Here is a 16,520-nt window from a genome sequence, read left to right as displayed (position 1 = left end):
GGCTACATGCCCCGCAGGATGTCCACGTATCGTTTGGCCTGGAGCAGCCCCAGGCCAGTGTCCTGCCTGATCTTACGTACCGCGCCGACGTAGTTTCCTTGATTGATCAGCTGCATGACGCGGTCGAAATTGGGGTTTCCCGGACCGGGCGCCATCCCCGGGGGATGTTCGAGGTCGAACCCGGTGCTCTGGCCGGTGCGTCCGGGGGAGTTGCGGGCGGCCTGGGCCGCCCGAGCCGTCGTCGCCGCCCGGAGCTTTTCCGCCTTCTCCGTGTCGATCTGCTGTTGGTGGGCCGCCGTGGCATTGAGGCGGGCGATGTATTGCTCGGCATCGCTGGGGTGGCCCGAGGGTCGTGTCTTGAAGATCCAGGTCAAGGCACCGAACACCGCGAAAAGGACGACGATCGCGACGATCGCCGTCAGCAGTTCGGAACCGCTGATTTCAGACATGTCCCCTCCTGGGGTTCGGGGCCGCCGCGCGGGCGACGGTCTTTCCTCCATTATTTCACGTGCCTTGGCTCCGGACCCGTTCAGGGCTGGTGAAGTTCGGTCATCACGTGGTGGTGTCCAGTATCCATGAGTTCACGCAGGATCCCGAGCCCGACGTCGGCCAACTTGTTGACGTAGAGGCACGAAGCGCCCAGTCGGTGCTTGCCGAGTCCAGCCGGGAGCCCGGCCGCGGCCGGGGGGTCCGTCAGCCCGTAGAGGGCCAGCGAGGAGGCGCGGGGAGAGCACCCGATCGCCGGGGTATCTCCTTCACGCCCGCTGGGGTAGCGGTAATGGTAGGAGCCGAACCCGACGATGCTGGTTCCCCACATCATCGCGGGCCGACCGCTGGCTTCCTGCATCATCGACAGAAGTGCGTGGGCGTCGTCCCGCCGCGCGGGGTGCTCGATGGCAGCGAGGAAATCACGTGGATCCACCTCTGTCGGTCGGGTCTTCGCTGCTGACATCGTGCCAGCGTGCCAGTGCGATTCGGCGACGGCAATGGATGTCCCGGCCCGGCCCGAGGACGCGAAAGTCAAAGCTACCCACAGCTGGCGGCGTGTCTGTGGAGAACCATGGCCAACTTGTGGATAAGTGGCGCCTGCACACATGTGTGCTGCTTGGCAACCTGCAAGTAGGGGGTGAATGTTGACGAAAAGTTTTCTTCCATCAGTTGTTATCCACAAGTAAAATGCCTAGTCAGAGCAGGGTTATTGAAGGAAAATAAAAGTAATCCACAAGCCCGTCCCCAGACTGTGCACACAACACGCCGCGTCACCCACAGGTTCTCCACATGGGCTGTGGATAACTCTCTTTGGTTCTGCCCGTCGGGGGCATAGGGTGACAGGGTCCCCGGCTCCAACCGGGCTGGATTCCCCGTTCGTCACCCGCGGCACCATTGTGTCGGTGGGTCGCATTCACTGGGATACTAGAGGGACGTGGCTGCGCCGCATCACCGGCGCCGCGCTGAGAGGGAAGGAACCGGACGTGACGCTCACGCACACCGAATCAGGGTCGTCGAATTCATCGGACATGGGGCGGACCCCGCCCCAGGACCTCGTGGCGGAGCAAAGCGTGCTCGGTGGCATGATGCTCTCGAAGGATGCCATCGCGGACTGTGTCGAGGTCCTGCGGGGCGTCGATTTCTATCGGCCCGCGCATGAGGCGATCTACGAGGCCGTCGTGGACCTCTATGGCCGGGGCGAACCCGCCGACGCGGTGACGGTGTCCGACCACTTGACCAAACGCGGGGAGATCTCCCGTGTCGGAGGACCCGCCTACCTGCACACACTGATCCAGTCGGTGCCGACCGCGGCCAACGCCGGGTTCTACGCGGAGATCGTCCGTGAACGGGCGGTATTACGCCGGCTGGTTGAAGCGGGCACCAAGATCGTGCAGATGGGCTACAGCCAGGACGGCGAGGTCGACGCGATCGTCAACGATGCGCAGGCCCAGATCTACGCGGTGGCCGAACGACGCACCTCGGAGGACTACGTCCCGCTCCGCGACATCATCGAAGGCACCGTAGACGAGATCGAATCGGCGGGCCAGCGTGGCGAGGGAATGATCGGGGTGCCGACCGGCCTCTATGAACTCGACGAACTGACCCAGGGCCTCCACGGAGGACAGATGGTCGTGGTGGCCGCCCGACCCGCGGTGGGCAAGTCGGTCTTCGCCCTGGACATCGCCCGTTCGGCATCCATCAAGAACAACATGACCACCGTGGTCTTCTCCCTGGAGATGGGGCGCAACGAGATCGCCATGCGTCTGCTGTCGGCCGAAGCCAGCATCGGATTGCAGGATCTGCGCAAGGGCACCATCAAGGACGAGCAGTGGGGCAAGATCGCCACCACCATGGGGCGGTTGAACGAGGCGCCGTTGTTCATCGACGACTCCCCGAACATGTCACTGATGGAGATCCGGGCCAAGTGCCGGCGCCTGAAGCAGCGGCACGACCTGAAGCTCGTGGTGCTGGACTACCTCCAGCTGATGAGTTCGGGCAAACGCGTGGAATCGCGCCAGCAGGAAGTCTCGGAGTTCTCTCGGGCACTGAAGCTGTTGGCCAAGGAACTCGATGTTCCCGTCGTCGCCCTCTCGCAGCTCAACCGTGGTTCCGAGCAGCGCACCGATAAGAAGCCGATGGTCTCGGATCTGCGTGAGTCGGGCTCGATCGAGCAGGACGCCGACCTGGTGATCCTGTTGCACCGCGAGGATATCTACGACAAGGAATCCGCACGCGCCGGCGAAGCGGACATCATCGTGGCCAAGAACCGCAACGGTCCGACCAAGAACATCGTCGTAGCCTTCCAGGGCCATTACCAGCGCTTCAACAACATGGCCACCGAAGGCGGCGGGGGGTTCTAACCCGCAAGGGCGGGTTGCCGCTCCCCCTAGCTCCGCGGTTTCAGCCGGGCGTTGGGCATTTCCGGTGCCGGCAGAGCCGCTGGCTGCCCGGCTGGGAAGGGTCCGAAATCGTGGCCATCTGACGACCACTGAGAGGCTTCAGGGTCGATTTGCTGCTGCCACGCGGTCCGGAAGTCGACGAGTTCTTGGTGTGAACGCCCCACGAAGTTCCACCACATCACGATTTGTTCACCCAACGGTTCCCCGCCGATGAGGAGCAGGCGGGCCCCGCCGTCGAGCCCCCGCAACGACATCGATGTCGAACCCTGCGGGAGGTAGGCCAGATGGCCCATCGGGACCTCGGTTTCATCTACCAGGAGGCTCCCGGCGTCGAGCAGGAGCCCGTATTCGAAACCCGGTTCCGTATCTACGACGAGCGTGGCGCCTTCCTCGAGCCGGAGCTCGGCGCCCACCAATGGGCGGTGCACGGCGCTGGGGGCGCTGTCACCGAGCAATGATCCGAGAAAAACCCTGGCGACCCAGCCCTGACCCGAAATGGGGTCGGGGCGGTAGTGCTCGAACGCGGGTGCGGTGTCGCGGGAAGTATTCGGTAGGGCAATCCAAAGTTGGGCTCCATGCAAGATGGTGGTCTCGGGCGTGGAGAACTCCGAATGGCTGATGCCGCTGCCGGCCGTCATGAGATTCAGTTCCCCGGGGCGGACAACGGCCAGTGTTCCGGTGGAATCGCGGTGTTCGATTTCCCCGGAGAATAGCCAACTGACGGTTTGCAGGCCGGTATGCGGGTGGCGGGGAACGTTCATTCCCTGGCTGTCCGTCAGATCCCGGGGACCGTAGTGGTCAAGGAAGCACCAGGAGCCGATGAGACTGCGGCGGCGTTGGGGGAGCGTCCGTCGCACGTTCATGCCTCGGGGCCCTCCCAGGGGGACGTCGCGGGGAACCAGAAGTTCGGGTGTGGTGGTTCCGGACCCGGTGGTGGGACGGTCCGCGCAGAGGATTTCCGGGGGGTCCTTCTCGAAGTTACTCACGGTATGCCGGGTTCTTGGACCGGCGGCGTGGGTTCCCCGGGCGGCGTGCGCAGCCACCGGGCCGCCGCGACCACCATGAGGATCACGGCGATGCTCCAGGCCGGTACCGCGACCCAGACGGTCACGTGGCCGATCCGGTCGATGATCCCGATCCCCTGACCCTGACCGAACATCATGGACGATGTGGCCAGCATCCCCAGGGGGAAGACGATGGACCACAGGGCGGTTTCGTAGCGCATGTTGTGGTGGTGCACGACGTGGCGCCAGATCCCGAAGAGGATGAGCAGCGGGACCCACCACAGGCCCAGGGACCAGAGGATGAAGCTGGTTCCGCTGATGAAGCCGCGCGTCGCGGCGATGGCCTCGAAGCTGTCCGGCAGCTTCAACAGGGCACTACCGGCCAATACCGAGATGGCTGTCGCCCCCATGAAGATCCAATAGGTGGGGCTCAGATCGGCGGGCCGGTTGGCCCGGGTGATCAGCCGCAGGGTGATCAGGGTGCCGATCAGCATGTACAGCATCACCCCGACCCCCCACAGCGCCGCCGCCAGGGTTGCCAGTCCGTTGCTGGAATGGGCGCTGGCGACGCCCGCGGCGGCCGACGCCAGCGATTGGGTCGCGACGACCCAGAGGAACCAGCTGCCGTTGGCCGCGTTGAGGACGGGGGTGCCTTGCGGGCGCAGCAGCAGTACGCCGGGAATGAGGTACGTCAGCACCAGCCAGGCCAGGGCTGCCAGGCAGCCCAGGACCAGGGCGATGTCCGCCCGGTCGGTCATCACGTAGTGCAGCCCCAGGACGTCCAGCCCGGCGACGAAGCTGAAGAACCCGAAGGTCTTGGCCGGGGAGATGATGTCCGCGGCAAACTTCCCGGGGTGGGCGATGGCGCGCCAGAGTGTTGCGGCGATCAGGATCACCAGCGCCGTGATCGCCACCCAGAACAGGATCTCCGCCGGCACCGGTCGGCCGGACTTCAGCAGGGCCGCCGAGACGATGCCGGTGGCCATCACGAAGGCGAAGCACGAGGGTGGGAGATCGGAGATCGTCGCCGCGAATCTGCGTCGGAGGCCCGCCGGTGTGGTGCCGGGGGTGGGGGGCCGTGGCGAGGTCAGGGGTGCGGCTGGCATGGTCTGGATCCCTTCGGGCTGCTGGCGGGTGCTGTCAGCTTATCCTTGGCCGCTGGATTCAGCCTCCGGCGACGGACTGGATGATCAATACGTTCGCCCCGTCGGGGACCACCGTGTCCAGACCTTCCAGGACCCTGACATTCTCCCCGTCGATGAACACGTTGACGTAGCGGCGGATCGCTCCGGTCTCGTCGCGCAAGCGCCGGGCGAATCGGGGGTGTCCCTGCCCTGCGAGGTCCAGGAACCCCTCCAGCCGGGTTCCGGCGTCGTACTCGATCACGGCCCGGCGTTGCCGGCCCCAGAGGGGGGCCAACGTCGCGGGGATCTCGAGGTTGGCGTGGGCCATGGCCGTCACCGCACCGAGCCGGCGCGCAGGCTGAGGATGTCGGGCAGACGGGAGGCCACCTGGTGGAAGCTCCCACCTTCGTCACTGCTGGTGTGGACCTCGCCTCCGCGGGTCCCCAGATAGAGGCAAGCGGGGCCCTCGGGGTCAGGAACGTCGACGTCGGCGGCGTCGCGCAGCACGACGTTGTATTCGTGGTCCGGTAGTCCGCGGTGCTGTTCGGTCCAGGTGGAACCGGCATCGGTGGTGCGGTACAGGCTGAGTCTGCCTCCGGGTGGGATGCGTTGGATGTCCGCCTCCAGCGGCAGCGTCCAGGCCGTATCGGCACGGTGCGGGTGGGTCAGGAACGTGAAGCCGAAGTCGGAGGGCAGGCCGGAGGCGATATCGGCCCAGTGGTCGCCGCCGTCGTCGCTGCGGTAGACGCCGCCATGGTTTTGCGCGTAGAGCCGGTCGGGATTGGTCGAATCGGCGGTGATCCGGTGGACGCACTGGCCGAACTCCGGTTCCTCGGCGGGCAGGAACCCTGCGGAGATCCCCCGGTTCCTGGCCTGCCAGGTGCTGCCCCCGTCGTGGGTGCGGTAGACCCCGCCGGTGCTCATCGCCACGTGGACGGTCCCCGCGTCGGTGGAGTGGGGGACGATCGTATGGACGGCGGCACCGCCGAATCCCGCTCCCCATTCGGGGCGGTGTGGATGGTCCCAGAGGCCACGATTCAATTCGAAGCTCTCGCCGCCATCGGTGGATTTCCAGACGGAGGTCGGTTCACAGCCGGCCCAGATGACGCCGGGCCGCTCCGGGGTATCGGGACGTAGATGCCAGACCCGCTCCAGTGCGGCGCCGGTATCTGCGGGAAAGGCGATGGCTCCGTCTTCGGGTTCGGACCAGGTGGCCCCGAAATCATCCGAATGGACCACGGTCGGGCCCCAGTGCCAGTCGTTGAGTCCGGCGAGGATGCGCGGTTGCGGGCCGCGGCTGTCGATGGCGACGGAGGCTACTTCCTGGTTCAGGAAATGTGGCTCGCCCAGGGTGAAGTCGCGCCCGTTCCCGCTTGTGGCGATCCAGAGGCCCTTCTTCGTTCCGATGGCAATCATGGTGGTGGTCATGGGAGAAGTGCATCACCGGAAGAGGGCGTGGGCAATAGTTGTTCCACCGGGATGGAGAATCAATATTTCGTTGATGGATTGACAGCGTGGCCGTGACCGCGTTCACTTGATATTGCTCTGTGAGAAGAAACTTCCACAAGGCGAGATTTATTTTAGATGGTGTTGACCGCGGAATGTCACCCGTTCCGGACACGTCAGAGAGGCATGCATGAGTATCATCGACGATTCGCCCACCGCCGCCGGATCCGATCCGGAGGAGACCGCCGAATGGCTGGAGTCCTTCGACGGTCTGGTGGAGGCCAGGGGGACGAGGCACGCCTCGGACATCATGGGCAGCCTCTGGGAACGGGCCTCCAACCGCAGCGTGGAGGTTCCGCGGCCGCAGACCACCGATTACGTCAACACCATTGCGGTGGACCGTGAGCCGGAGTTCCCCGGCGATGAAGAGATCGAGCGTCGTTACCGCGCCTGGATGCGCTGGAATGCCGCCATCATGGTCCACCGCGGCCAGCACCCCGACATCGGGGTCGGCGGGCACATCTCCACCTATGCCGGTGCCGCGACGATGTACGAGGTCGGGTTCAACCACTTCTGGCGTGGCAAGGACCACCCCGGCGGCGGCGACCAGGTCTTCTTCCAGGGCCACGCCTCCCCCGGCATGTACGCCCGCGCCTTCATGGAAGGCCGGCTGAGCGAAGAGGACCTCAACGGTTTCCGGCAGGAGAAGTCCAAGAAGGGCCATGCCCTGCCCTCCTACCCGCACCCCCGTTCGATGCCGGACTTCTGGGAATTCCCCACCGTCTCCATGGGCATCGGCCCGGCGAACGCGATCTACCAGGCCCAGTCGAACCGCTACCTGCAGAACCGTGGCATCAAGGACACCTCCGACCAGCACGTCTGGGCGTTCCTGGGCGACGGCGAAATGGACGAGCCGGAATCGCGTGGCTTCCTGCAGCTGGCGGCCAACGAGAAGCTGGACAACCTCACGTTCGTGATCAACTGCAATCTGCAGCGCCTCGATGGCCCCGTGCGGGGCAACGGTAAGATCATGCAGGAGCTGGAGGCCTTCTTCCGCGGTGCCGGCTGGAACGTCATCAAGGTGGTCTGGGGCCGCGAATGGGACGACCTCCTGGAGAAGGACGTCGACGGATCCCTGGTGGACATCATGAACACCACCCCCGATGGGGACTACCAAACCTATAAGGCCGAATCCGGCGGATTCGTGCGCGAGCACTTCTTCGGCAAGACCCCGGCGACCAAGGAGATGGTCGCGGATCTGAGCGACGACCAGATCTGGAACCTCAAGCGTGGCGGTCACGATTACCACAAGGTCTATGCCGCCTATAAGGCCGCCACCGAGTTCAAGGGCAAGCCCACGGTCATCCTGACCAAGACGGTCAAGGGCTACGGCCTGGGCACGAGCTTCGAGGGGCGCAATGCGACCCACCAGATGAAGAAGCTCACGGCCGACAACCTGAAGGCCTTCCGCGACCTGCTGCGGATCCCGATCACCGATGAGCAGCTCGAAGCCGATCCGTACACCCCGCCGTACTACCACCCGGGCATGGACGCCCCGGAGATCAAGTACATGATGGATCGCCGGGCGGCCCTGGGTGGGGCGGTTCCCGAACGCCGGACCAAGCATGCAGAAGTCCATCTCCCCGAGGACAAGGCCTACGAAGTCGCCAAACGCGGTTCCGGCAAGCAGCAGGCGGCCAGCACGATGGCCTTCGTGCGTCTGCTCAAGGACCTCATGCGCGATAAGAAGTTCGGCAACCGGGTGGTCCCGATCGTCCCCGACGAGTCCCGGACCTTCGGCATGGATGCCTTCTTCCCGACCGCGAAGATCTACAACCCCGGCGGGCAGGAATACCTGTCTGTGGACCGGGATCTGGTGCTGGCCTATAAGGAATCCCCGCAAGGCCAGTTGATCCATCCGGGCATCAACGAGGCCGGCGCGGTGGCTGCCTTCACCGCGGCAGGGACCTCCTACGCCACGCATGGCGAACCGTTGATCCCCGTCTACGTGTTCTACTCGATGTTTGGTTTCCAGCGCACCGGCGACGCCTTCTGGGCTGCCGGTGACCAGATGGCCCGCGGGTTCATCATCGGAGCCACCGCCGGGCGGACCACGCTGACCGGCGAGGGCCTACAGCACGCCGACGGGCACTCCCCGATCCTGGCTTCCACCAACCCGGCAGTGGTCACCTACGATCCGGCCTACGGCTACGAGATCGGGCACATCATCAGGGACGGCCTGGAGCGCATGTACGGGGGCGAGCACGAAGACCCCAACGTCATGTATTACCTCACGGTCTACAACGAGGCGATTGCGCAGCCTGCCGAGCCCGAGGGCCTGGACGTCGAGGGGGTCCTGCGGGGCATCTACCTCCTATCGCCCTCCCAAACCGCGGGCCCGAAGGCCCAGGTGCTGGCTTCGGGCGTCTCGGTGCCGTGGGCCCTGGAGGCCCAGCAGCTCCTCGCCGAGGAGTGGGGCGTCTCCGCCGATGTCTGGTCGGTGACCAGCTGGAACGAACTGCGTCGCGACGGCGTCGCCGCCGAACGTGATTCCTTCCTCCACCCCGAAAACGAGGCGCGGCAGGCCTACGTCACCGAGAAGCTCGCCGAGGCCCAGGGGCCGGTGGTCGCCGTGAGCGACTATGCCAGTCAGGTTCCGGACCAGATCCGACAGTTCGTCCCGAACGACTTCGCGACGCTGGGGGCCGATGGCTTCGGCTTCTCGGACACCCGTCCCGCGGCTCGACGCTTCTTCGGGATCGACGCACAATCGGTCGTGGTGCGCACGCTGCAGATGCTGGCGCGCCGCGGGGAGATCGATGCCTCGGTCGCCCGCCAGGCCCACGAGCACTACGGCTTCGACCAGAACGCCGAATAGAGACCGTCAGCACCGCCGCCCGTCCCCTTGGGGGCGGGCGGCGGTGTCATGTGTGGGGGCAGGGGCGTGGGCGACGGGACAGACGGCTGGCGTCGGGCGAGGGTCCTGGTGGCGGGTCCGCGTCCCTCGTGGAGGGGACCGCCGTCGGAGGGGGCGCGAAGGGTCATCGTCGCTGCCCGCTGGGCCCCGCCGCAAGATGCCGGGGCCCGTGCCCTGGACGCAATAAAGCGCTGGTCGGGGTCGAGTGCTCCCCGGCCAGCGCTTCGCTGTCCGAATAATCGTCTGTGCCGCTCCGGTTCCGTTGGGGGCCGGTCCTCTGCCCGGTCCTGCCCGTGAACGCCTAGCGGGTGGTGGTGGCGCGGCGCCAGCTGGCGCCCAGCCGGGAGAAGAGGCCCGGCTTGCTGGGGGTGTGCAGCGGCGGGGCGAAGTCGGGGTCGAGGCCTCCGACGGCGTAGAAGGGCTCGGTGCAGGGGCGTGGCGTCGAGTGGCTGACCCGCGGCTGGTGCCCGGTGTCGTCCCGGCGATCCTGATCTGTGGTCATGCGGTCCTCCTCGATATGCTCGTTTTCCGGTAGTCGGAAAAACTATTTTGGGATATGGAATAAGTATGGACTCGATTTGATGGTCTGGCAAGGGGTGCTGGGATTTTTTCGAATGGCGCGGCAAGTTCTGCGCCCAGGTCAAGCCGCCGGCGGGCGGAAGGGGTGAAGAATGATCCGCCCTGCGTCTTGACAATCGATATGTGAGCGGGGTTACAGTAGATAACGAAATAAAAATTCCACCATACAGAAACATCGAGTCAACTTGAGGGCCAACCCTCGACGGTAAGGGTGTTCAGCGCCAAGGTGGAAGCAGTCTGACTGTGAGAGAGCTGACACCAATGGATCTCCAGGAATTCAACAATGCCACTGCCGAGCAGGCCGTTGCCACGTTGCGCCCCTGCGCAGACATCGACCGCTGGATCCAGGGCGTCGTCGACAACCGGCCGTATGCCGGGGTCGAGGACCTCCTCGCCCGCGCCGAAGCGGAGGCCACCCCCTTCAGTGCCGGTGAAGTAGATGCCGCCTTGGCGCATCACCCCCGCATCGGGGAGAAGGCCAAGGGCCAGTCGGCCGAAGCCACGCTCAGCCGGGACGAACAATCAGCGGTGGATGCGGAGTCGGAAACGGCACGCAGGATCCTGGAGGGAAACAAGGAGTACGAGCAGAAGTTCGGCCGGGTGTTCCTCATCCGTGCTGCAGGTCGCAGCGCGGAAGAGATCCTGGCCGAGTTGGAACGCCGCCAGGCGAACTCCGAGGAGGCCGAGAGTGCCGAGGTCGCCGTGCAATTGCGCGAGATCGCACTGTTGCGTCTCCGCGGACTCTTCGCCACCACCTAAGCATCGGCGCCGGGCCCCCGTCTTTGGCCCGCCCCCGCACCCAGCGACCCATCCCAAGGAGCAATTCGATGAGCGCAGCAGCGTCCGAACGCAGTCACATCACTACCCACATTCTCGACACCGGGACCGGGAGGCCCGCCTCCGGTGTCAAGGCCACGCTGGAAGCCAAGCAGGCGTCCGGCTGGCAAGAAATCGGCTCAGGAAGCACCGACCAGGATGGTCGGATCAACAACCTCGGGCCGGTCGCGGTTGAAGTAGGGCAATACCGAATCACTTTTGATACCGGGGCCTACTTCGGGAAGACGGGAACGGAAACCTTCTTCCCCGAGGTCGCGCTGGGATTCGTCATCGCCGACGAAGGCCAGCACTACCACGTACCTCTTCTTATCAGCCCGTTTGCATATTCGACATACCGAGGGAGCTAGACATGTCTACCACCGCTTCTAAGCCCAGCACCAAGATCGTCCTGGCAAAGAATCAATACGGCAAGGCCGAGGTCCGCCTGGTCAAGATCACCCGCGACACCGCCCGCCACGAGATCGAGGACCTCAACGTCTCCTCGCAGTTGCACGGCGACTTCGAAGCCGCGCACACCGAGGGAGACAACGGCCACGTCGTCCCCACCGACACGCAGAAGAACACCGTCTATGGCTTCGCCCGTGACGGAGTCGGGTCCCCGGAGAAGTTCATCAAGCGTCTCGGTGACCACTTCGTCTCCGAGTTCGATTGGGTGACCGGTGGGCGCTGGGCCGCGGAACAGTACTTCTGGGACCGCATCCAGGACCACGACCACTCCTTCTCGCGCAACATGAGCGAGGTCCGCACGGCGATCCTGGAGATCGCCGACGGACAGAAGAGCATCCTGGCCGGCATCTCCGGACTGACCGTGCTCAAGTCCACGGGCAGCGAGTTCCACGGCTTCCCGGTCGACAAGTACACGACCTTGAAGGAGACCTCCGAGCGCGTTCTCGCCACGGATGTCAACACCCGGTGGCGCTACAACACCGAGGCTTCGACCTCGGAGGACACCGATTTCAACGGCATCTACGCCTCCGTGCGTGAATTGCTGCTCAAGGCCTTCGCCGAGACCCACTCGATGGCCCTGCAGCAGACGATGTACGAAATGGGCCGCCTGGTTCTCGAGACGCATCCCGAGATCGAGGAAATCCGTTTCTCGCTGCCGAACAGCCACCACTTCCTGGTGGACCTGTCGCCGTTCGGCCAGGACAACCCCAACGAGGTCTTCTTCGCGGCGGATCGCCCGTACGGCCTCATTGAAGCAACCATCCAGCGTGAAGGCGTTTCGCCCACGCACCCGATCTGGGAAAATGCCGCAGGCTTCTGCTAAGCGGTAGTACACGCAGGGCGCCCGCAGCATTGCGGGCGCCCGGCCCTCACGGAAGTGCACAAGGAGGTCAGCCGTGAAAGCCAAGCAACATCGAAACGCCACAGCAGTAGCCCGTCCGGAAGACGAGAAGCTACCACTGGGGCGCACCCTCGCCTATGGCTTGCAGCATGTGCTCACCATGTATGGCGGCATCATTGCTCCGCCACTGATCATCGGCGCGGCCGCGGGCATGGACAGCACCGATCTGGCCCTGCTGGTCGCATCCTGCTTGTTCATCGGCGGTCTGGCCACGATCCTGCAAACGGTCGGCGTCCCCTTCTTCGGCGCCCAGTTGCCGCTGGTCTAGGGCACGTCCTTCGCGTCCGTCGCGACGCTGGTCACCATCGTCAAGGGTGATGGTGGCATCCAAGCGGTCTTCGGGGCCGTCATGGTCGCCGCGGCCATCGGTTTCCTTGTGGCACCGTTCTTTGCCCGCATCATCAGATTCTTCCCGCCGGTGGTCACCGGTGTGGTCATCACCATGATCGGCCTTTCGCTCACCCCGGTGGCGGCGAACTGGTCCATGGGTGGCGACGATACGACGGACGACTACGGCTCCCTGGCCAATATCGGCTTGGCCGCGTTGACGCTGCTCATCGTGCTCCTGTTGAGCAAGGTCGGCAATGCCGCGATCTCACGCCTGTCGATCCTGTTGGCCATCGTCATCGGGACCCTGGTGGCCTGGGCGGTCGGCATTGCCGACTTCGCCACGGTCGGAGACGGCCCCATCTTCGAGATCCCCAAGCCGTTGGCCTTCGGCATGCCGGTCTTCGAAATCGGTGGCATCATCTCCATGACGATCGTGGTGCTGGTGATCCTGACCGAAACCACGGCAGACATCCTGGCCGTCGGCGAAATCGCCAAGACGCGTGTCGACTCCAAGCGCATCGGAGACGGCCTGCGCGCCGATATGATCTCCAGCTTCGTCGCACCGTTCTTCAACACGTTCACGCAGAGTGCCTTCGCCCAGAACGTCGGGCTGGTCGCCATCACCGGCATCAAGAGCCGCTTCGTGGTCACTGCCGGCGGCGGCATCCTGGTGGTCCTGGGCCTGCTGCCCATCCTGGGGCGCGTGGTGGCAGCCATCCCGCTTCCCGTACTCGGCGGCGCCGGCATCGTGCTCTTCGGCACGGTGGCAGCCAGCGGCATCCGTACCTTGTCGAAGGTCAACTACGACAAGGGGATGAACATGATCATCGTCTCCGCGTCGCTGGCCTTCGGCTTGATCCCCGTGGTCAAGGGCGACTTCTACGATGCCTTCCCCACCTGGCTGGCCACGATCCTGGATTCCGGCATCAGCTCCGCAGCCCTGATGGCCGTGCTGTTGAACATCCTGTTCAACGAGCTCAAGCTGGGTAATCCTTCCAAGAACGCCTCGGTGTTCGCTGCGTCCCCGCCGCGTATGGTCCGTGAGGACCAGGTGCACAGCCTGCAGGACGGGGACCACTACGAATCCGGCAAGCTGATCTCGGTGGACGGCGACGAGATCCCGGTGGTCAGCGTCGATGAGTACACCGTGGTCATGGCCGAGCATGTGAAGGCCTGTGAGGCCGAAGGCATCCCTGCGGCCCTGCCCGAGGGCATGGAGCCGGAGGAGGTCAAGCGCCAAGCCGAGAACGTCAAGGCCGTGCGTGAGAACGGTGCCACGGAAGCCACTGCCGCGCAGCCCGAGGCTGCTGGCCAGGAACTACGTGCCGACGCCCTCCACGAGCAGGACGAGGGCGAGACGGGTTCCTCGGAACACGGGGCCCATAGGGCCTAGGGTCCGGCCCCGCCGCCCCACGAATGAGAACAGCCCGCCTTCACCAGGGAAACCTGGTGAAGGCGGGCTGTTCTTTGTCCGATGCGGCTCTGTAACCCCGGATCATCCTGCCGTGGTGGCGCAGTCGCAGTGCGCGGGCCCTGGCTGACCGGCTGCGGGCCCCGGGCCTCGAGGCGGGAAGCCCGGGCCCGCAGCCGGGCCCGCAGCCGGGCCCGCAGCCGGTGCCGTGGGCCTAGGAGCCGTTGGAGCCGCGCAAGGCAGTGGCGATGGCATCGGCCACCCGCTGCAGGGCAGGAACGGCGCGATCACCGAAATCACGATCGACACGGGTGGTCGGGCCGGAAATGGAAACGGCCATCGGGGTCGGGGCGCCCGGAACGGCCATGGCGAAGCAACGCACTCCCAACTCCTGCTCCTCCTCGTCGATCGAATAGCCCGCCTTGCGGATGCGGTCGAGCTCGGCGTGGAGTTCCTTTAACGTCCCGATGCTGTGGGGCGTGGGGGTCGGCATGCCGGCCTGGCCGACCAGGCGGTCGACGCGCTCGGTATCCATGACCGAGAGGATCGCCTTGCCGGCCCCGGTGTCGTGGAGGTTGGCCCGGCGGCCCACCTCGGTGAACATCCGCACGCTGTGCGGGGAGGGGACCTGATTGATGTAGGTGATCATGTCGCCGTCGAGCACCGAGAGGTTCGCCGATTCGCCCAGCTCGTTGACGAGCGTCTTCAACAGCGGCGCCGCGACCGAGCCCAGTTGGCGGTTGGCGACCTCGCCCAACCTGATCAGGCGCGGGCCCAGCGCGTAGCGGCGGTTGGGCAGCTGGCGGACATGCCCGATGCCCACCAGCGTGCGCAGCAGCCGGTGGATCGTCGGCAGCGGCATCGGGGTTTCGGCCGCCAACTCACTCAGGGTGCATTCCCCGCCGGCCCGGGCGATGAGTTCTAGCAAATCGAAGGCGCGCTCCACTGATTGGACACCGGTGGCTGGTTTGGTGGGCATGGTTTCTCCTTGAAACGTGGTCGCCGGCCGGGGATGCCGCACGGTCTGGCCGGATATGGAGCGGCGTTTTGATCCAGAGTACTTGAAGTGGGAAAACTTTTTCCGTTAGCCGAGAAAGTTCATCCAGCGTTCGAGGAACGAATCTGTACGCTGACCTTGATTTTCCGTAGTACAAATAATATTATCCACTATACGGAAATGTTTTTTATGGCAGGTACTGCAAAAGCAGACCGACCATCAGTTCTAGTAGGAGGAATTCATGGCGAATCCCAGCCCCGGATATTCAATGACCCTGAGGGTCGAGGCACCGGCCAGCTTCACGGCCACGAGCGATCTTGCCGCAGCCGTCAGTGCTGCAGGCGGTGCGATCACGGCGCTGGATGTCACTGAATCAACCCACAGCATCATGGTGATCGACGTCAGCTGCAACACCACGGACGCCGAGCACGGCGAACGCATCCGCGAGGCACTGGACGACCTCGAGAACGTCACGGTCCGCAACGTCAGCGACCGCACGTTCCTGATGCACCTGGGCGGCAAGCTCGAAGTGGTTCCCAAGGTGGCCCTGCGCAACCGCGATGACCTCTCCCGTGCCTACACCCCCGGCGTCGCCCGCGTCTGCCAGGCCATCGCCGACGACCGCTCCAAGGCACGCAACCTGACGATCAAGCGCAACACCATCGCCGTGGTCACCGACGGCTCCGCGGTGTTGGGGCTGGGCAACATCGGCCCCGAGGCGTCCCTGCCGGTCATGGAGGGCAAGGCGGCCCTCTTCAAGCAGTTCGCCGACGTCGATGCCTGGCCGGTTTGCCTGGATACCCAGGACACGGATGAAATCGTCAGCATCGTCAAGGCCCTTGCCCCGGTCTACGGGGGCGTGAACCTCGAGGACATCGCCGCACCGCGCTGTTTCGAGATCGAGGCCCGCCTGCGGGAGGAACTGGACATCCCGGTCTTCCACGATGACCAGCACGGGACGGCCATCGTCACCCTGGCGGCCCTGCAGAATGCGCTGCGTGTGGTGGACAAGAAGATCGAGGACGTGCGCATCGTCGTCTCGGGTGTCGGCGCTGCGGGCAACGCCATCGTCCAGCTGCTGCTGGCCCGTGGGGCGAAGAACGTCATTGCCTGTGGCCGCAATGGTGCCATCGACCGCAACACCGAACACAGCGATTCCCACCGCGCCTGGTTGGCGGAGAACACCAACCCGGAGAACTTCAGCGGCACCCTCCACGAGGCCATGGTCGGCACCGATGTCTTCATCGGTGTCTCCGCCCCCAATATCCTCGAGGAGAAGCACATCGAGTCCATGAACGACGGCGCGATCGTCTTTGCCATGGCCAACCCCGACCCCGAGGTCGACCCGGTCGTTGCTGGCCGCCACGCAGCAGTGGTGGCCACCGGCCGCAGTGACTACCCGAACCAAATCAACAACGTGCTGGCGTTCCCGGGCTTCTTCCGTGGCCTGCTCGACGCCCACGCGGTTGATATCATCCCGGAAATGCTGGTTGCCGCAGCCGACGCGATCGCCGCGCGGGTGGACGACAACGAGCTGAACTCCGGATTCATCATTCCCAGCGTGTTCGACCCGCACGTCGCCGGAGACGTGGCCGACGCCGTAGTCGCCGCAGCACGCGGCAGCAAGTAGGAGGATCAT

The 16,520-nt window shown here is 65.0% G+C and carries 14 protein-coding genes and 1 pseudogene; 7 read left to right on the top strand and 8 right to left on the bottom strand.

What is annotated here, in order from left to right; genetic code table 11:
• Positions 1-2 precede the first annotated feature (2 nt).
• Complete coding sequence (locus ACT3S6_RS10085) at positions 3-449, bottom strand: hypothetical protein (RefSeq protein ID WP_444554831.1); 447 nt, start codon at positions 447-449, stop codon at positions 3-5.
• 80 nt (positions 450-529) lie between these two features.
• A complete protein-coding gene (locus tag ACT3S6_RS10080; RefSeq protein ID WP_444554830.1) occupies positions 530-952 on the bottom strand; it encodes a DUF1801 domain-containing protein in 423 nt (140 codons plus the stop codon).
• A 565-nt stretch (positions 953-1,517) separates the two neighbouring features.
• Here ACT3S6_RS10080 and dnaB point away from each other — a divergent pair.
• On the top strand, positions 1,518-2,849 hold the full coding sequence (gene dnaB, locus ACT3S6_RS10075; protein ID WP_444554832.1) for a replicative DNA helicase: 1,332 nt from the start codon (positions 1,518-1,520) through the stop codon (positions 2,847-2,849).
• A gap of 26 nt (positions 2,850-2,875) precedes the next feature.
• Here dnaB and ACT3S6_RS10070 read toward each other — a convergent pair whose 3' ends face one another.
• The 4 genes from ACT3S6_RS10070 to ACT3S6_RS10055 are packed head-to-tail and all read right to left on the bottom strand — an operon-like array spanning position 2,876 to position 6,444.
• Positions 2,876-3,874: a pirin family protein gene (locus tag ACT3S6_RS10070; protein WP_444554829.1), complete on the bottom strand. Its 999-nt coding sequence runs from the start codon at positions 3,872-3,874 to the stop codon at positions 2,876-2,878.
• Positions 3,871-4,998: a tellurite resistance/C4-dicarboxylate transporter family protein gene (locus tag ACT3S6_RS10065; protein WP_444554828.1), complete on the bottom strand. Its 1,128-nt coding sequence runs from the start codon at positions 4,996-4,998 to the stop codon at positions 3,871-3,873. Before ACT3S6_RS10065 ends, ACT3S6_RS10070 begins: the two co-directional genes overlap by 4 nt.
• Positions 4,999-5,056: 58 nt before the next feature.
• Positions 5,057-5,344, bottom strand: coding sequence for a MoaD/ThiS family protein (locus ACT3S6_RS10060; protein WP_444554827.1), 288 nt, complete (start codon positions 5,342-5,344; stop codon positions 5,057-5,059).
• Positions 5,345-5,349: 5 nt separating this feature from the next.
• Complete coding sequence (locus ACT3S6_RS10055; protein ID WP_444554826.1) at positions 5,350-6,444, bottom strand: exo-alpha-sialidase; 1,095 nt, start codon at positions 6,442-6,444, stop codon at positions 5,350-5,352.
• Positions 6,445-6,652: 208 nt separating this feature from the next.
• Here ACT3S6_RS10055 and aceE point away from each other — a divergent pair, with 208 nt between their 5' ends.
• Positions 6,653-9,340, top strand: coding sequence for a pyruvate dehydrogenase (acetyl-transferring), homodimeric type (aceE, locus tag ACT3S6_RS10050; protein ID WP_444554825.1), 2,688 nt, complete (start codon positions 6,653-6,655; stop codon positions 9,338-9,340).
• A 340-nt stretch (positions 9,341-9,680) separates the two neighbouring features.
• On the opposite strand, the gene ACT3S6_RS10045 is transcribed toward aceE, so the two are convergent.
• Complete coding sequence (locus ACT3S6_RS10045) at positions 9,681-9,881, bottom strand: hypothetical protein (RefSeq protein ID WP_444554824.1); 201 nt, start codon at positions 9,879-9,881, stop codon at positions 9,681-9,683.
• A 338-nt stretch (positions 9,882-10,219) separates the two neighbouring features.
• Here ACT3S6_RS10045 and uraD point away from each other — a divergent pair, with 338 nt between their 5' ends.
• The 4 genes and pseudogenes from uraD to ACT3S6_RS10025 form a co-directional block, all read left to right on the top strand.
• Complete coding sequence (gene uraD, locus ACT3S6_RS10040) at positions 10,220-10,717, top strand: 2-oxo-4-hydroxy-4-carboxy-5-ureidoimidazoline decarboxylase (RefSeq protein WP_444554823.1); 498 nt, start codon at positions 10,220-10,222, stop codon at positions 10,715-10,717.
• A gap of 68 nt (positions 10,718-10,785) precedes the next feature.
• Positions 10,786-11,142 carry a hydroxyisourate hydrolase gene (uraH, locus tag ACT3S6_RS10035; RefSeq protein ID WP_444554822.1) on the top strand — a complete coding sequence of 119 codons (357 nt, stop codon included), beginning with the start codon at positions 10,786-10,788 and terminating at the stop codon, positions 11,140-11,142.
• 2 nt (positions 11,143-11,144) lie between these two features.
• Positions 11,145-12,065, top strand: coding sequence for a factor-independent urate hydroxylase (gene pucL / locus ACT3S6_RS10030; RefSeq protein WP_444554821.1), 921 nt, complete (start codon positions 11,145-11,147; stop codon positions 12,063-12,065).
• Positions 12,066-12,138: 73 nt separating this feature from the next.
• Positions 12,139-13,614, top strand: a pseudogene (locus ACT3S6_RS10025) (nucleobase:cation symporter-2 family protein); the annotation flags it as partial.
• 484 nt (positions 13,615-14,098) lie between these two features.
• On the opposite strand, the gene ACT3S6_RS10020 reads toward ACT3S6_RS10025, so the two are convergent.
• The gene (locus ACT3S6_RS10020) at positions 14,099-14,863 is read right to left on the bottom strand and encodes an IclR family transcriptional regulator (RefSeq protein ID WP_444554820.1); all 765 of its coding nucleotides are present in this window, start codon (positions 14,861-14,863) and stop codon (positions 14,099-14,101) included.
• A gap of 259 nt (positions 14,864-15,122) precedes the next feature.
• On the opposite strand from ACT3S6_RS10020, the gene ACT3S6_RS10015 reads away from it, so the two are divergent.
• Positions 15,123-16,511: an NAD-dependent malic enzyme gene (locus ACT3S6_RS10015; protein WP_444554819.1), complete on the top strand. Its 1,389-nt coding sequence runs from the start codon at positions 15,123-15,125 to the stop codon at positions 16,509-16,511.
• The last annotated feature ends 9 nt before the right edge of the window (positions 16,512-16,520 follow it).

It is taken from the genome of Arthrobacter sp. AOP36-C1-22, assembly GCF_052377515.1.
GTDB lineage: Bacteria > Actinomycetota > Actinomycetes > Actinomycetales > Micrococcaceae > Arthrobacter_H.
This window is presented reverse-complemented; position numbering and strand designations above follow the sequence as displayed.

What these genes read in the sequence shown, in the direction of transcription:
- ACT3S6_RS10085 (WP_444554831.1), bottom strand. Translation starts at nt 449, where the DNA reads ATGTCTGAAATCAGCGGTTCCGAACTGCTGACGGCGATCGTCGCGATC.
- ACT3S6_RS10080 (WP_444554830.1), bottom strand. Translation starts at nt 952, where the DNA reads ATGTCAGCAGCGAAGACCCGACCGACAGAGGTGGATCCACGTGATTTC.
- dnaB (WP_444554832.1), top strand. Translation starts at nt 1,518, where the DNA reads ATGGGGCGGACCCCGCCCCAGGACCTCGTGGCGGAGCAAAGCGTGCTC.
- ACT3S6_RS10065 (WP_444554828.1), bottom strand. Translation starts at nt 4,998, where the DNA reads ATGCCAGCCGCACCCCTGACCTCGCCACGGCCCCCCACCCCCGGCACC.
- ACT3S6_RS10060 (WP_444554827.1), bottom strand. Translation starts at nt 5,344, where the DNA reads ATGGCCCACGCCAACCTCGAGATCCCCGCGACGTTGGCCCCCCTCTGG.
- ACT3S6_RS10055 (WP_444554826.1), bottom strand. Translation starts at nt 6,444, where the DNA reads ATGACCACCACCATGATTGCCATCGGAACGAAGAAGGGCCTCTGGATC.
- aceE (WP_444554825.1), top strand. Translation starts at nt 6,653, where the DNA reads ATGAGTATCATCGACGATTCGCCCACCGCCGCCGGATCCGATCCGGAG.
- ACT3S6_RS10045 (WP_444554824.1), bottom strand. Translation starts at nt 9,881, where the DNA reads ATGACCACAGATCAGGATCGCCGGGACGACACCGGGCACCAGCCGCGG.
- uraD (WP_444554823.1), top strand. Translation starts at nt 10,220, where the DNA reads ATGGATCTCCAGGAATTCAACAATGCCACTGCCGAGCAGGCCGTTGCC.
- uraH (WP_444554822.1), top strand. Translation starts at nt 10,786, where the DNA reads ATGAGCGCAGCAGCGTCCGAACGCAGTCACATCACTACCCACATTCTC.
- pucL (WP_444554821.1), top strand. Translation starts at nt 11,145, where the DNA reads ATGTCTACCACCGCTTCTAAGCCCAGCACCAAGATCGTCCTGGCAAAG.
- ACT3S6_RS10020 (WP_444554820.1), bottom strand. Translation starts at nt 14,863, where the DNA reads ATGCCCACCAAACCAGCCACCGGTGTCCAATCAGTGGAGCGCGCCTTC.
- ACT3S6_RS10015 (WP_444554819.1), top strand. Translation starts at nt 15,123, where the DNA reads ATGGCGAATCCCAGCCCCGGATATTCAATGACCCTGAGGGTCGAGGCA.